Raw genomic sequence first — 15,049 nt, forward strand, 5'->3', positions numbered from 1 at the left:
TCATCAGTATGACCCTCGTTTCTTAACCCACGAAGTTAAATGGAAGGTGAATCAACATGTCTAAACTGCTTGAGTACTTGAATACACTGGATAAAGATAGTGCCGCACTGGCTGCCCACAAGAGCGATCCTGCTGCTGTCATGGATGATTTTGGTCTGACAAGTGAAGAGCAATCTGCTGTTTTGTCTGGTGACAAAGAAGTAGTTGCCGGATTGCTGGGAATTTCTGCTGAAGAACTTCCTGCTCTTGATACGACTGAAACAACCTACTGATTGTAGTAATTGCGCATTCATAACAAACTCCGGTATAAGCGATGATCTCAGGCTTGAAGTTAAAATTTTTCACGGCCATATTGCTTGTAACCGGACTTTGCGCAAGTATGCAAATAGCCGCACGCGAAACAGAAAGCGTGGATGGCATGTTGTCACAAATGGCGCAGGAAATCAGAAGTGCGCCCGATGTGGTATCTGCCACCATCGCACGCTTGAGCGAACTGGAACCTACCTTCAGCGATGCGCAAAGAAATCGTTATTTTTTGCTTGCTGCTTCCGCCTATGGCTTCAAAGGCCGCCACAAAGAACGTGTTGAACTGGTCGAATCACGTTTGAGTTTTGTCAAAGACCCCGATTACCGTGTCCGTTATCTGTACCAGCTATCGTCTGGCTACACCAGCCTGGGTGAATATGAAAAAGCATTGATGGCCATCAATGAAAGCATCATCCTGCTGCCCAAATTAACCAATCAGAATGCCAAGGTCGATACGCTACAGGCAGCGATTACTCTGCTCAATTCCCTGCGTGCCTATGACGAGGCACTGGTCTATGCTGACCGCATGATGGCGCTGGACGGTGATGTAGAGCGCAGTGGTTCCACCTGTATCGCCATGGGTGATCTGGTGGAAATCAATTTCCTCAAAGGTGAACGTCAAAAGGCCAGATCACTCTTGCCCGAAGCCATAAATTTGTGTGCATCACATGGGCGGAATTTTTTCGCGTTATTGTTACAGACACTGGCCTGTATCGACCTGATCGATTCTGGCAATTATCAGCAGGGTAAAGGCGCGGGTCTGGCGCTATTGACCGAATTTTCCAAAACCACGCAAAGCTCGGATTACCTGACCATGCTGGAAGAGGCGATGGCACGCGCTTTTCTGCATACCGGCAATCTGGAGCAGGCCGAACGTTATGGTCTGCAAGCCTACCAGCATGCGAAGTCGGGCAGCGCCGTCCAGATTATGGAGAAAACCGCCGAAACCATGGCCAGTATCAAGCGTGCACAGGGGCAATTTGCAGGTTCGCTGGAATATTATGAAACAGCACTGGCATTAAAAAACCGTGTACTGGATGACCAGTTGCATAGAAATCTTGCTTTCCAGCGGGTTAAATTTGATACCCAGGATAAATCCAATCAACTGAGCCTGCTGGAACAGAAAAATAAAATCCTGGCTGTTGAGCGCGAGCTGGAAAAGAAAAGTAATCAGAATTTATGGCTGGTCATCATTCTGGTCGTCATCATTATGGTGTTGGTGGTCTTGTGGCTGATCAAGACCCTGCAACAGAAAAACCAGTTCCGCGAATTCTCACAGACAGATGGTTTGACCCAGGCTGCAAACCGCATGCATTTCATGACCTCATCGAATGAGGCCTTCAAAATGCGTACCGGCAGCATGAGCATCATCCTGTTTGATATGGACTTGTTCAAGAATATTAATGATTCTTTTGGCCACGCTACCGGTGACTGGGTGCTCAAGAATGTGTGCGAAACCATCAAGACCCATTTGCGCAAAGAAGACTTGTTTGGGCGTCTCGGTGGTGAAGAATTCGGTATTTGCATGCCGGATTCAAATCAGTCGTCGGCCCTGCAACTGGCAGAACGTTGTCGTATGGCTATCGCCATGATCGATACCGAGCCCAGCGGTTATCGTTTCCCATTGTCAGCCAGTTTTGGTGTCGCCACAGTAGACAGTAACGGCTTGACAAGCTTTGACGCCACGCTGGAAGCAGCAGACAAGGCTTTGTACAACTCCAAGGCCGAAGGGCGTAACTGTGTGACCGTGTACCGATAGTTATTCGTAATCCCAATAGTTAAAGAATGTAAAATATACGTTTCTGATTGCCTAAAAAAGTGGCGTAAAATCCTTGGTGCGAATACCACCAAAATAGTTTGCTCATCAAGATGAACCGTATGTCCAGATTTTTGGATCTTTGAATGTTTTAGATGCAAATGCTGGTCTGATCCATGCTGGCAGACAGGACCCTCAGTCTTGTTTTGTCTGTTGACGAGCAGGCGGTCTTGTTGAAGCAGAACAGGAAAGAGATTTCTGCTTTCTTTGATATCCCGTTCAAGGATTTCGATTTACTCGATACGATAGAAAACCCTTTTGATTTTAAGGGCAATAGGATGCATTCTGAAGAAGATGCCATCGCGACCTGATGGCTTTGTGTTGTTTTCTTTCAATGGCTGATGCGCCGGAAGAAAAATAGTCAAAAAAATGAGCGAAGCAGAGTTGCTTGCTTTGCTCATGGTAGTCAAATCCTTATGTTGCAAGACGCAGCAATGTACAAAGTTGTCCTTATTGTAAAGTCTATGACAAATCAAACTCAAGGTTCACTGGTCTGTGTGGGTACCGGCATGCGTATGGGAGGGCAGTTGACGCCCAAGGCGCAAAGCTATATTGAAACTTTCGATATCGTGATTGCCGCAATACCCAACATCTTTACCCGCAAATGGCTACAGGGCGTGGCGAAAGAATATGTCTGTCTCAACGATCATTATGACGATACCAAAGTGGACGGCAAGACCCGTCGCGATACCTATCGCCGCATGGCCGATACCATCCTGAAAGAAGTCAGGGCCGGGAAGAAAGTGTGTGCCGCCTTTTATGGTCATCCCGGCATTTTTGCCTGCATCTCGCATATGGCGATAGCCGATGCACGTGCCGAAGGTTTTGAAGCACACATGGAGCCGGGCATTTCAGCACTGGATTGCCTGGTGGCAGACCTGGGCATAGACCCCGGCAGCTATGGCATGCAGTCCATGGAAAGTACACAGTTCATGATTTATCAACGGCAACTGGATCCGACGGCGCTGCTGATCTTATGGCAGATAGGCATAGCCGGTGATCTGAGTCTGAAACGCTTTGACACTGAACCCGCGCACTTGCAGATCGTGGTGGACAAACTCAGCCGTAGCTACCCGCTCGATCATGAAGTGATACTGTATGAAGCCGCCACCGATCCGCTGGAAAAAACGCGCAAGGAAAAACTGTTGTTGCGTGATTTGCCAAACGCAGCTTTCCGGCAAATCACGACCCTGGTGATACCACCGGCAAAAACGCTGGAAAAAGATCAGGCCGTGATTGATCAGTTGAACGCGCTGGCAGCACAAAGAAATCTCGCCGAGCAGTTAGCCTGATAGTAGAAGAGACAAAGTTTTACGGTTTTGCATTGTATTTTATTGCTGAGTGGAAATTTTCGTAAATGATTTAACAAATTTCATTTAAAAATACTTTCCAGGTTACAAATAAGCGCTTTCAATTTGATTTGCTCTTATTTAGAATTGGCTGCGAAAGACAAAATGGTTTGTCGACATGTTGGGGGATACTATGAAAAAAATGCTTAAGAACACACTTATTGGTCTGGCTTTGGCCGGTGGTTTGTCAGTTGCCTGTGCTGAAGGCGTGGACACTTCTGTCGACGGTATCTTCACAGCCCTGACCAGCAGTTCCAACCTGCAAGCAACGGTAGACAGCCTGGTTGCCAGCGGTGCCAATCCACAATCCATCGTCTCCGTAGCGGCCGCTGCCGGTATCCCTCTGGATACCGTCAAGGACTTGCAAGTGTGCAGCAACTCTGCACCGGATGCAGCCGTATTGAGCGCTTCCTGCCTCAGGCAGCGCAGCATGGTGACTGCCTATGCGGCAGGCGTCAATGACCCGATGAAATTCCTGCCAGCAACTGCTGCAGGCAAGCGTCAAAGCAAAGACGTTACCAAAACAAACTAAGGTTTTTTGCCGGACATAAAAAAGGCAGGCATGTTGAACATGTCTGCCTTTTGTCGTTCTGCCCTGTCACAGGCCGCCTGATGTCGCCCTGAATAGTCAGGCTTTCTTCCTGAGTGGCACCAGCAATTCACCCAGGTTATTGTGGTCGATCTCGTACATCAATTCCAGCAGGCGACCAATCTCGCCCTTAGGAAAACCTTCGCGGGCAAACCAGCCCAGATAATGGCCGGGCAGGTCGGCAATGACCGTGTCCTTGTATTTGCCGTAAGGCATCTTGAAACTCAACAGGCGTTGCAGGTCATCGGCTTGCATGGGTTTTATCTGCTTTATCGCTTATTCATCTGATTGCTTGACGACGGTTTCCGGTGGTGTCACCGGTGTGGCAGCCTGCGTTGCAGGTGCTGGTGTCGCGACGGTCTTCTTGTCTTCTTCGGTATCCGGCATGTAAGGCACGCTGTCCAGGTAGCGTTCTACCAGCTCAAAGAATTGCTCATAGAACTGGCCAGTGGGTATGGTTTCACTGGCGACCTTGACCAGCGCATCGTCGGTAGAGCCAAACGGCAGCGACACCGAACCGATGGCGCTGACACCGATACTGGCCGAGGTATTGCTTTTCTTTAAGGAATAACGGTCACGTATGGCATTCGCAAATACGGTCGTGCTATTGCTGCCCTTGCTGTCGGCGACACAGACGACATTGAATTCGATCTCTGCATGCACATCGACATCCGGCTGGTATTTTCTGCGACCTTTGAGGGCAGAAGGTTTCCAGTCGCTGATGACATAGCCCTGGCTCAGCAAGGCGCGGCGGGCTGATTCGCAGGCAGTTTTTTCGCTGCCAGGAAAGCTGCGGGTAAATGCACCGGTAGCCCCAAATTCTTCATGCTGGGTACCGGCATGCTTGCTCGTTGTCGAACAGGCGCTCAAAGTAGCCAAGCACAGTACGACGGGTAATAATACTAAGCGGTGAATCATCTTCATTTCAATTCTTTTATTTCGTTGACGGCATGATGCTGCATGAATGCAGGCGAGCGAACTGTCGCTGTCAGGCCAGTGCTTCTTTGGCGGCTTCTTCCGGGCTGAGTCCATCAAAGAACAAGTCGGTGAACCATTCAATCTGTTCTTCTATGTGATCCTGCGCCTGATGCACGGTGGCACCGCCAGCAACCAGAAAGCCTTCCACTTCCGTACACCAGGCAATCAGCGCCTCGGTTTCGGGATCAAGTTCATTTTTTTTTGCCATGATGTGTCTTTCTTGCAATTCCAGCAAATCGCTGCATAGCCAGCATTTTAACTTGCCAGCCTGTTTGAGGTGTTACCAGTTGGTTACCGTATGTGTCACATTATTAATGTATAACGCGGCTGAAGGTGATTTGGGTGACATGGTGAGCAAAAATTTAAGACCGGAAAGCTCAACACAGAGGCACGGAGACACAGAGGGGCACAGAGAAAAGCGCATTCTTAATTCGATTCTCAATGTTGCACTTTTTAGCGCAAAACGTCTTTGAAAATCAGGACAAGTACTCAAAGATTTTCTCCTTGCCCCTCTGTGCCCCCTCAGTGTCTCTGTGTTGAAAAGGTCTTGCAGTCAAAAACTACCCGCAAATTGATAACGCTTACCCGGATGCCACATGGTGACGCTGGTGGCGATCATGCCTTGTGAGCGGGTTTTTCTGTGCAGGACCAGGCAGGCTTCTTTGGCCGGGATATGCAGCATGTCGGCGATCAGTCTGGTGGGTAGCACGGCTTCGATGCGGTAATCAACGCCTTGCAGCGGGGCGACAGCGACCAGGTATTCATTCGGCGTCATGGTGCTGAAGTCTTGTTGCAGGTATTCCGGCGTCACGCTGGAATTGACCCAGCGGTCTTCCACCTGTATTGCCACTTCGTTTTCAAAATGGACGATGACAGAATGAAACAGCGGGTGCCCGGCCTTGACCTGGAATTCTGCGGCCAGCAATTCGGTCGCGGCTTCCGCCTTCAGCTCATGCAATTCACTACGGTGGGCATGGCCGCGAGAACGGATTTCTTCGGCGATACTTTTGATTTCCACCAGCGTGGCCTGGTATTTTTGTTGCGCCACATAGGTGCCGGAACCCTGTATGCGCGTCAGTATCTGCTCGCTGGTTAATTCACGGATGGCACGGTTGACTGTCATGCGTGACACCCCGAACTGGCCAGCCAGCGAGGTTTCCGCCGGAATGGCATCGCCTTCTTTCCATTTACCTGCCTGGATTTCCTTCAGCAGGGTATCTTTGATCACTTGAAAGGCTGGAATATCTGGCTTGCTGGGTTTCACAGGATGGGCGGCAATAGAAAAATGGCGAATGCTGCATTTTCTCATAGGCGGGCAGGGATGGCGAACATATCCACCGCCAGCGTTTATTTTTTTCGCGGCAAGGCAGAAAACTTGCCGGCGATATCCAGCTCGCGAAAGCGTTTGACGATGAAATCGACAAACAGCCGGGTCTTGGCAGGCATCAGTTTACTGCTGGCGTAGTACAGTGAAATCGGGCCGATATCCGCATGCCATGCTGGCAGCACGCGCACCAGCGTACCACTTTCCAGATATGGCAGCGCATGCAGTTTGGGTACCATGGCCACACCCATATCCAGCAGGGCAGCGCGGCACATGGCCTCAGGATCATCCATGATGACGCGTGTCTTTAATTCCATCGCTGCTTCTTCGCCTGCTGCATTGCGTAAGGTCCATGATCGCAGCCGGCCGCTTTGTGGTGAACGCCGGATGATGCCATCCAGTGCCGCCAGATCGGTAGGGCTTACCGGCACCTTGTGGGCAGCCAGGTAAGCTGGGGAGGCAACCGGTATCACGTGGGCGCGCGCGATTTCACGTGCAATCACGCCCGGCACCAGTTCTATGCCGCCACCGATGGCGACATCAAAGCCTTCGGCGATCAGGTCTACGCTGCGGTTGTCAAAATGCAGGTCGGGGATGACGTCCGGGTAAGTGGTGACGAAATCATTCACCGCCGGCAAGACGTAATCCCGCCCAAAGGCCAGTGCCAGGCTGATCTTCAATACGCCGGCAGGTTTGCCTGCGACATTTTCAACGTTTGCCAGGGCTGCCTGTATGCTGTCCAGCCCAACCCTGATCTGGGCCAGGAATACTTCCCCCGCTTCTGTCAGCACCAGGCTGCGCGTGCTGCGCTGGAACAGCCGTATCCCCAGTCGTGACTCCAGCTTGGCGACGTTTTTGCTGACCGCCGCCGGCGTCAGCCCCAGATTGCGCGCTGCCTGCGAAAAGCTGCCTGCTTCGGCACTGCGGACGAATGATTCGATGCTTGAGAGCGTTTCCATGATTGTCCTGTTTATCTTCAACCTTTGGTTGAAAGTGATGTAATGGATTATGGACTACCTGTAATTACTTTAAAAGCACAAAATAGCTTCATCCAATCACGGATTGAACAGAAACTCATTAATACCTTTCATTGAAATTGAATTGAAACTACACAGGAGAACGACATGACACAAATTTTGAACACACAAGCAAACACAACATTGAACGGCAAAGTGGCCCTGGTTACCGGCGGTTCACGTGGTATTGGTGCCGCCATCGCACAAAAACTGGCACGTGACGGCGCCGCAGTGGCAATTACCTATGCCAGCAGTGGTGATCAGGCAGAGCAGGTTGTGGCCAGCATTCGTGCTGCCGGTGGCAAGGCCCTGGCGATACGCGCCGATGCCCAGGATGCTGATGCCGTCAGGCAGGCAGTCAACACCGCAGCAGCAGCCTTGGGCGGGCTGGACATACTTGTCAACAACGCAGGGGCAGCCGTGTTTGGCAGCATTGACGACTTCAGCATGGCCGACTACCAGCGCCTGCTTGCCGTCAACGTGACCGCAGTGTTTGTCGCTACGCAAGAAGCACAACGCCATATGAAAGAGGGTGGTCGCATCATCACCATAGGCAGCGTCAACAGTGATTTTGTACCTGTACCCGGCCTGTCTGTCTATGCGCTGACCAAGGGCGCGGTAGCATCCTTCACCCGTGGCCTGGCGCGCGACCTGGGCCCACGCGGCATCACTGTCAATAATGTGCAGCCCGGTCCGGTAGATACCGAAATGAACCCTGCCAACGGCCCCTTTGCCGACACCATGCGCACCTACATGGCAACCGGCAAATACGGTACCGGCGCACAAATCGCCAGCCTGGTAGCGTATCTGGCGAGTGAAGATGCGGCATTTATCACCGGTGCCAACCTGAAGGCGGATGGCGGCTTTGATGCTTGATGTTTGATGTTTGCTGGGGGGGGGCGGGGTATTACCTTTGAAAGGCTTGACTACAAAGGCAGTATCCACGCCTCCCACCCAGTATCAGGCTGTCCACCCAAGCGGCGATAAAACTGCCTGGCATTTTCATTGCCAGGCAATACATCCCATTTCAAACGACCGCAGCCACGCGATCTGGCATGGGTCAGCACAGCCTGCATCAATGCCTTGCCCACGCCCAGACTCCGGGCGCTGGGGCAGACATATAGTTCCTTGAGACGACAGTCGGGGCGCAAATCATAGGTGAAGGCTATTTCTACCAGCACCGCATAGCCCAGCAAGGCACCATCTGCCGGCTCTGCCAGCAGGGCGTGGAATTGGGCTGGCTCATGGTCCCATTTACGGTCCAGACCACGTCCCAGCAAGTCTTGCTCTTGCACGCGAAAGTCTGGCAGATAGCCTTCAAATTTTGCTAGCTCGCGCATCATTGCCAGCAAGGCCGTGGCATCAGCCGCCTTTGCATAACGCACCGGAATGTCTGTCGACATGCGCTATGCCAGCTCTGTCACTTCAGTCGTCAGGCTGAAGCCTTCATCCAGCCATCCGGTAATGCCGCCTATCATGATTTTGACCGGGCGGCCCAGTTGTGCCAGCTTGATTGCGGCCCGTGTCGCGCCATTGCAGTGTGGGCCAGCGCAGTAAGTCACAAACAGGGTATCTGCCGGATAACTGGCCAGTTTGGAGGCGATGATTTTGCCCCGTAGCAGGTTGATGGCGCCAGGCACATGGCCTTTTGCATAGGATTCTGGGCTACGTACATCGAGCAGCACGAAATCAGCCTTGCCTTCGGACATGGCATGGTGGGTATCCCAGCAATCGGTTTCGAAACGCAGCGAATCAGAAAAATGGGTGATGGCTTCTGCACTGCCGGCAGCAGCAATTTCAGTAACGACGGACATGGGGTTTGCCTTTCATGGTGTGGTTGACGATGTGCTCATTGTCGGCTTGCTGGCTGGCCGCGCATAGTGGCGTTAACGGCATAGGGCGGTAAGATCGCGCCAATTTTGCAGGTGTCGAAAAATATTTATGCCTCCATAAATATTCGCTTGCAAAAGTTGTATATACAACTTAAACTTTCCCTCAATGATTCAAATCTGATCCGGTTTTACTGGGTGGTTTTATTTTGGGTTTTATTCCATATAGCCGGGTTTCTATATTGCATTTGTTGATGGAGAGAGACATGAACAACGATCCTCGCTGGGATGCCAGCCGCGAAATTCACGCCCCGCACGGCGCAGAAAAAACTTGCAAGACCTGGGTGGCTGAAGCGGCCTACCGCATGATTCAGAATAATCTGGACCCTGCCGTCGCCGAAAACCCCAAGCACCTGGTGGTGTATGGCGGCATAGGCCGTGCAGCGCGCAACTGGGAATGCTATGACCAGATACTGGCGTCGCTGAAGGAGTTGAACGAAGATGAAACCCTGCTCATACAGTCCGGCAAGCCGGTAGGCGTCTTCAAGACGCATGAAGATGCGCCGCGTGTACTGATCGCCAATTCCAACCTGGTGCCCAAATGGGCCAACTGGGAACATTTCAACGAACTCGACCGCAAGGGCCTGTTCATGTATGGGCAGATGACTGCCGGCAGCTGGATCTATATCGGCACCCAGGGTATCGTCCAGGGTACCTATGAAACCTTTGCCGAAGCAGGGCGTCAGCATTTCAACGGTGACTGGGGCGGACGCTGGATTCTGACAGCCGGCCTGGGTGGTATGGGCGGCGCGCAGCCTTTGGCGGCCAGCTTTGCCGGTGCCGTATCGCTGAATATAGAATGCCAGCAATCGAGTATTGATTTCCGTCTGCGTACCCGTTATGTCGACAAGCAGGCCAAAGATCTTGATGATGCACTGGCACTCATCAAACACCATTGTGACCGCAAAGAAGCGATATCCATCGCCTTGCTCGGCAATGCCGCAGAAGTTTTGCCAGAACTGGTTAAACGCGCAAAAGCCGGGGGCATGAAACCTGATCTGGTAACAGATCAAACTTCTGCCCATGACCTGATCAATGGCTACCTGCCCATAGGCTGGACTGTCGCACAATGGAAGGCTGCACAACAAGACGTAAGCCTGCATGCCAAACTGACTGCCGACGCTGCGCAAGCCTGCGCCGTGCATGTACAAGCCATGCTGGATTTTCATGCCATGGGCATACCGACCGTCGATTACGGCAATAATATCCGCCAGGTGGCATTTGATACTGGCGTCAAGAATGCTTTTGATTTCCCTGGCTTTGTACCAGCGTATATCCGCCCACTGTTCTGCGACGGTAAAGGCCCATTCCGCTGGGTCGCCTTGTCTGGCGACCCGGAAGATATCCGCAAGACCGATGCCAAAATCAAGGAATTGTTCCCGCACAATAAGGGTGTGCACAAATGGCTGGACATGGCGAGCGAACGCATTGCCTTCCAGGGTTTGCCGGCACGTATTTGCTGGCTGGGTCTGGGGGAGCGTCATATCGCTGGCCTGGCCTTCAATGAAATGGTCAAAAATGGCGAACTGAAAGCACCGATTGTTATTGGTCGTGATCATCTGGACACAGGTTCAGTCGCCAGCCCCAATCGCGAAACCGAAGGCATGCGCGATGGCACCGATGCCGTATCCGACTGGCCTTTGCTGAACGCCTTGCTGAACACGGCAGGTGGCGCCAGCTGGGTATCACTGCATCATGGCGGTGGCGTAGGCATGGGTTATTCTCAGCATTCTGGTATGGTCATCGTTGCAGATGGCACGGATGCAGCGGCAAAACGCCTGGCGCGTGTACTGGTGAATGACTGCGGCTCTGGCGTCATGCGGCATGCCGATGCTGGGTATGAGCAGGCCGTTGCCTGTGCCGAGCGTGAGGGCTTGAAGTTGCCTATGATTAAGGGTACTGGCAGGTAAGTCGATTTTATTTATCGCGATAATAGTAATTTATTTTCATATTCCCTCCCCTTCAAGGGGAGAGCCAGGGAGGGGATGGGTTTCGGTTGATCATTACAAGTCTGAATTGCTGAAGAAACCCATCCCCATCCCAACCTTCCCCTTGAAGGGGAAGGAGTAGATTGCCCCACGAATCTGCCCGCACAAATTATTAAAGTATTCAGGAAAAAACCATGAGCACCCATTTTGAAATCCAACCCGGCCAATTCAGTCTGACTGACCTGCGTGCCATCTGGACCAAAGCCCAGCCTTTGAAGCTGGCGGACAGCGCCTACGCAGCCATCAATGCATCCTCCGCCACCATCGATAAAATCGTGGCGAAGGGCGATGCCGCCTATGGCATCAACACCGGTTTTGGCAAACTGGCCAAGACCCGTATTCCGGATGAACAACTGGAACTCTTGCAGCGCAATCTCATCCTTTCACATTCCGTCGGTTCTGGTGAACTGATTGCTGATGAAGTCGTGCGGCTGATACTGGCGATGAAAATCGGTAGCCTGGCACGTGGCTATTCAGGCATACGTGCATCAGTCATAGACAGCATGATCGCCATGTATAACGCAGGCATCATGCCGACCATCCCGGTCAAGGGGTCGGTCGGTGCATCTGGTGATCTGGCGCCCTTGTCGCATATGACCCTGGCTTTGCTGGGGGAAGGCGATGCCCGTGTTAACGGCAAACTGATACCCGCCAAAGAAGCGCTGGCCGCAGCGGGCATCCAGCCCGTGGTGCTGGCCGCCAAGGAAGGTCTGGCACTCATCAACGGTACACAGGTGTCGAATGCACTGGCCCTGAATGGTCTGTTTTTGGCAGAACGCCTGCTGGAAGCGGCCACCATTACCGGTGCCTTGTCGGTCGATGCGGCTAAGGGTAGCGATGCGCCATTTGATCCGCGTATCCATGCCAGTCGTGGTCAGCCTGGCCAGATTGCCACCGCCCAGATTTATCGCAGTCTGCTGGAGGGCAGTGAAATCCGCCGTTCCCACCTTGTCAATGATGAACGCGTACAAGACCCGTATTGTCTGCGCTGCCAGCCACAAGTCATGGGTGCCTGCCTCGACATCATCAATAATGCAGCCCGTACCTTGCTGATCGAAGCCAATGCGGTTACTGATAACCCGCTGGTGTTTGTTGAAACCGGTGAAGTCATTTCTGGCGGTAACTTCCATGCAGAGCCTGTGGCTTTTGCGGCAGATACTCTGGCGCTGGCGATTGCAGAAATCGGCTCTATTTCCGAGCGCCGCATTGCCTTGTTGATAGATGCCTCGATTTCTGGCTTGCCACCTTTCCTGGTGCCTTCGTCAGGCTTGAATTCCGGCTTCATGATTGCCCATGTGACGGCAGCGGCACTGGCGTCCGAAAATAAGTCGCATGCTCATCCTTCCAGTGTGGACACCATACCGACATCGGCCAACCAGGAAGACCATGTCAGCATGGCCACCTTTGGTGCCCGCCGCCTGCATGAAATGGCGCACAATACCGCCACCATCGTCGGCATAGAATTACTGGCAGCGGCTCAGGGTATAGATTTTCATGCACCCTTGCAAACCTCGGGTATGCTGAAGCAGGTACACCAGCTGTTGCGTGACAAGGTGGCTTTCTATGACAAAGACCGTTTCTTTGCGCCGGATATCGAAGCTGCGAAAACACTGGTGGTAGAGGGGCAATTGAGCGCACAATGTCAGAAGTTGTATCAGAATCTATACTTATTTTGAGTTTGTATTTGAGCCTCTATTTGGCTTGAAATAAGATAGTGGCTTCTTCAGTTTGAAGAGGCCACTCTGTGCATTCTATGTGTCGCGCCACCAATTTGCCTCACCATGTTTGAAAACTATGCGTAAGTGGACAAGACAGGATTATCAGACCATGCCATGGAAAAATGGCGGTGGCAGCACGACTGAGCTGGCGATTTTTCCGTCTGGTGCCAGCCTGGATCATTTTGTCTGGCGCTTGAGTACGGCTGAAGTCAGCAGCAATGGCCCGTTTTCGCATTTCAGCCAGATTGACCGGACCCTGGCGATACTGTCAGGCGATGGCCTGATTTTGCATGGTGATAGCGAGCAAAGCCATGGCAGCAGCATATTCCTTAAAAAAGACAGCCTGCCGCATCAGTTTCGTGGCGAAACCCCGATCAATGCCGAGCTCTTGCATGGCACTGTGCTGGATTTGAACATGATGACGCGGCGTGATGTCTGCACCCACCACATGCAAAGACTGGAAGCCGGTAGTCATTTCATCGAAGCCAATGATGCCCAGCAGCTCTTGCTGTTTTGTGCAGAGGGCAGTGCCCGTCTGTCCACGGGTGAAGTCTTGCAAACCTATGATTGCTGCCTGTTTGATGAAGAGCATGAACACGGCGGCATACGCCTGAACCTGCATGCTGGTGAAGGGGCAGAGCTGTATCTGATGCGTATACAATTTCTGAATATGGGTGACAGCTGATGGCGCAAATAGAAGCATCCTGGGACAGTTTGTGGATCAATGTGCACCTGGCCTGCATGACTGATGGCTATGCAGAAATCAAAAATGCAGCCATTGCCGTCAAGGATGGCAGGATCGCCTGGCTGGGTGTGCAGGCTGAACTGCCAGCCGGTTATGCCAAGACCAAAACCCATGACGGCAAAGGCTGCTGGCTGACCCCCGGTCTGATTGATTGCCATACCCATCTGGTCTACGCAGGCAATCGCAGCAATGAATTTGAAGCACGCCTGAACGGTGTCGCCTATGAAGACATCGCCAGGCAGGGCGGCGGCATCAATGCCACCGTGCGCGCCACCCGTGCCGCAACCGAAGATGAATTGCTGGCGGCCAGCCTGCCACGCCTGCATGCCATGCTGGCCGAAGGCGTCACCACGCTGGAAATCAAATCTGGCTATGGGCTGGATCTTGAAACCGAGGCACGCATACTGCGTGTGGCCAGACGCATAGGGCGTGAATTTCCGGTACGTGTCAAAACCACCTTTTTAGGTGCACATGCCTTGCCGCCAGAATATGCAGGCAGGGCCGACGATTACATCGACCTGGTATGTGCACAGATGTTGCCGGCCCTGATGGCCGAGGGCCTGGTCGATGCCGTTGATGTGTTTTGCGAAAAAATAGGTTTCACACCAGCCCAGACTGAACGCGTGTTCCAGGCGGCACAGGTACTGGGCCTGCCAGTCAAACTGCATGCCGAGCAATTGTCTGATCAGGGCGGGGCAGCCTTGACAGCAAAGTACCAGGGCCTGTCTGCCGATCATCTCGAATACCTGTCGGATGAGGGTATTGCCGCCATGGCCGCGAGTGGCACGGTGGCTGTGCTCTTGCCAGGGGCGTTTTATTTCTTGCGCGAGACCAAATATCCGCCATTGACTGCATTACGTGCGGCTGCTGTGCCCATTGCGCTGGCAACGGATTGCAATCCCGGTACTTCCCCCATGACTTCATTGTTGCTAACCATGAATATGGCATGCACCCTGTTTCGCATGACCCCGCTGGAAGCCTTGCAGGGCGTGACCTGTCATGCCGCCCGTGCGTTAGGTGCAAGTACAGAAACTGGCAGCCTGGAAGTGGGCAAGGCAGCTGACTTTGCCTTGTGGGCCATCGCCAGACCGGCCGATCTGGCCTACCACATCGCAGGTAATCCCTCACAGGCCAAGGTTTTTGCTGGCATGGTGTGTTAGAACCTGTTCATGATCTTACTGCGCGAGCGTGATCAAGGCTCATGCGCTGCTCAAAATGCTCATGTACCAGAGTACATTCCGCTATTTGCGCTGCTCTTCGCCCCGCTGATCCCGTTGACGCGGGCTCGCTACAGATCGTGAACAGGTTCTTAGAATTTTCTTTGTTGATTG

General features: G+C 52.6%; 17 protein-coding genes. 10 read left to right on the top strand and 7 right to left on the bottom strand.

Translation table 11 applies throughout. The features are described 5' to 3' along the window. Positions 1-56: 56 nt before the first annotated feature. The 5 genes from ACO0LK_RS10665 to ACO0LK_RS10685 all read left to right on the top strand — a co-directional run bounded on the left by ACO0LK_RS10665 (position 57) and on the right by ACO0LK_RS10685 (position 4,003). Positions 57-272, top strand: a complete 216-nt coding sequence (locus tag ACO0LK_RS10665; RefSeq protein WP_422974839.1) for a hypothetical protein — start codon at positions 57-59, stop codon at positions 270-272. A 107-nt stretch (positions 273-379) separates the two neighbouring features. Then, a complete protein-coding gene (locus ACO0LK_RS10670) occupies positions 380-2,065 on the top strand; it encodes a tetratricopeptide repeat-containing diguanylate cyclase (protein WP_422974841.1) in 1,686 nt (561 codons plus the stop codon). Between the two features lie 173 nt (positions 2,066-2,238). Next, positions 2,239-2,433, top strand: a complete 195-nt coding sequence (locus ACO0LK_RS10675; RefSeq protein WP_422974843.1) for a hypothetical protein — start codon at positions 2,239-2,241, stop codon at positions 2,431-2,433. Positions 2,434-2,586: 153 nt separating this feature from the next. Beyond that, positions 2,587-3,414 (top strand): SAM-dependent methyltransferase, encoded by an 828-nt coding sequence (locus ACO0LK_RS10680; RefSeq protein WP_422974845.1) that lies wholly within the window; start codon positions 2,587-2,589, stop codon positions 3,412-3,414. Positions 3,415-3,604: 190 nt separating this feature from the next. Then, complete coding sequence (locus ACO0LK_RS10685) at positions 3,605-4,003, top strand: hypothetical protein (protein ID WP_186948252.1); 399 nt, start codon at positions 3,605-3,607, stop codon at positions 4,001-4,003. 96 nt (positions 4,004-4,099) lie between these two features. On the opposite strand, the gene ACO0LK_RS10690 is transcribed toward ACO0LK_RS10685, so the two are convergent. The 5 genes from ACO0LK_RS10690 to ACO0LK_RS10710 all read right to left on the bottom strand — a co-directional run bounded on the left by ACO0LK_RS10690 (position 4,100) and on the right by ACO0LK_RS10710 (position 7,321). Further along, the gene (locus tag ACO0LK_RS10690) at positions 4,100-4,315 is read right to left on the bottom strand and encodes a DUF3820 family protein (protein WP_422974847.1); all 216 of its coding nucleotides are present in this window, start codon (positions 4,313-4,315) and stop codon (positions 4,100-4,102) included. 21 nt (positions 4,316-4,336) lie between these two features. After that, the gene (locus ACO0LK_RS10695; protein WP_422974849.1) at positions 4,337-4,939 is read right to left on the bottom strand and encodes a DUF2242 domain-containing protein; all 603 of its coding nucleotides are present in this window, start codon (positions 4,937-4,939) and stop codon (positions 4,337-4,339) included. A gap of 109 nt (positions 4,940-5,048) precedes the next feature. Next, positions 5,049-5,246 (bottom strand): hypothetical protein, encoded by a 198-nt coding sequence (locus tag ACO0LK_RS10700; RefSeq protein ID WP_422974851.1) that lies wholly within the window; start codon positions 5,244-5,246, stop codon positions 5,049-5,051. Positions 5,247-5,591: 345 nt separating this feature from the next. Further along, positions 5,592-6,347 (bottom strand): histidine utilization repressor, encoded by a 756-nt coding sequence (gene hutC, locus ACO0LK_RS10705; protein ID WP_422974852.1) that lies wholly within the window; start codon positions 6,345-6,347, stop codon positions 5,592-5,594. A 38-nt stretch (positions 6,348-6,385) separates the two neighbouring features. After that, on the bottom strand, positions 6,386-7,321 hold the full coding sequence (locus ACO0LK_RS10710; RefSeq protein ID WP_422974854.1) for a LysR family transcriptional regulator: 936 nt from the start codon (positions 7,319-7,321) through the stop codon (positions 6,386-6,388). A gap of 165 nt (positions 7,322-7,486) precedes the next feature. Here ACO0LK_RS10710 and ACO0LK_RS10715 point away from each other — a divergent pair, with 165 nt between their 5' ends. Next, on the top strand, positions 7,487-8,254 hold the full coding sequence (locus tag ACO0LK_RS10715; protein WP_422974856.1) for a 3-oxoacyl-ACP reductase family protein: 768 nt from the start codon (positions 7,487-7,489) through the stop codon (positions 8,252-8,254). 50 nt (positions 8,255-8,304) lie between these two features. On the opposite strand, the gene ACO0LK_RS10720 is transcribed toward ACO0LK_RS10715, so the two are convergent. Both ACO0LK_RS10720 and ACO0LK_RS10725 read right to left on the bottom strand, forming a co-directional pair. Continuing rightward, positions 8,305-8,781: a GNAT family N-acetyltransferase gene (locus ACO0LK_RS10720; protein WP_422974858.1), complete on the bottom strand. Its 477-nt coding sequence runs from the start codon at positions 8,779-8,781 to the stop codon at positions 8,305-8,307. Positions 8,782-8,784: 3 nt separating this feature from the next. After that, positions 8,785-9,192: a rhodanese-like domain-containing protein gene (locus tag ACO0LK_RS10725; protein ID WP_422974860.1), complete on the bottom strand. Its 408-nt coding sequence runs from the start codon at positions 9,190-9,192 to the stop codon at positions 8,785-8,787. Between the two features lie 281 nt (positions 9,193-9,473). On the opposite strand from ACO0LK_RS10725, the gene hutU reads away from it, so the two are divergent. From hutU to hutI, 4 genes are all read left to right on the top strand, one after another. After that, positions 9,474-11,177, top strand: coding sequence for a urocanate hydratase (gene hutU / locus ACO0LK_RS10730; protein WP_422974862.1), 1,704 nt, complete (start codon positions 9,474-9,476; stop codon positions 11,175-11,177). 212 nt (positions 11,178-11,389) lie between these two features. Continuing rightward, on the top strand, positions 11,390-12,931 hold the full coding sequence (gene hutH, locus ACO0LK_RS10735) for a histidine ammonia-lyase (RefSeq protein WP_422974864.1): 1,542 nt from the start codon (positions 11,390-11,392) through the stop codon (positions 12,929-12,931). Positions 12,932-13,049: 118 nt separating this feature from the next. Then, the gene (locus tag ACO0LK_RS10740) at positions 13,050-13,658 is read left to right on the top strand and encodes a HutD family protein (protein ID WP_422974866.1); all 609 of its coding nucleotides are present in this window, start codon (positions 13,050-13,052) and stop codon (positions 13,656-13,658) included. Beyond that, positions 13,658-14,878: an imidazolonepropionase gene (hutI, locus tag ACO0LK_RS10745; protein WP_422974868.1), complete on the top strand. Its 1,221-nt coding sequence runs from the start codon at positions 13,658-13,660 to the stop codon at positions 14,876-14,878. Before ACO0LK_RS10740 ends, hutI begins: the two co-directional genes overlap by 1 nt. Positions 14,879-15,049: the final 171 nt, after the last annotated feature.

This window comes from Undibacterium sp. Ji49W, assembly GCF_049340205.1.
Classification (GTDB): domain Bacteria; phylum Pseudomonadota; class Gammaproteobacteria; order Burkholderiales; family Burkholderiaceae_D; genus Undibacterium.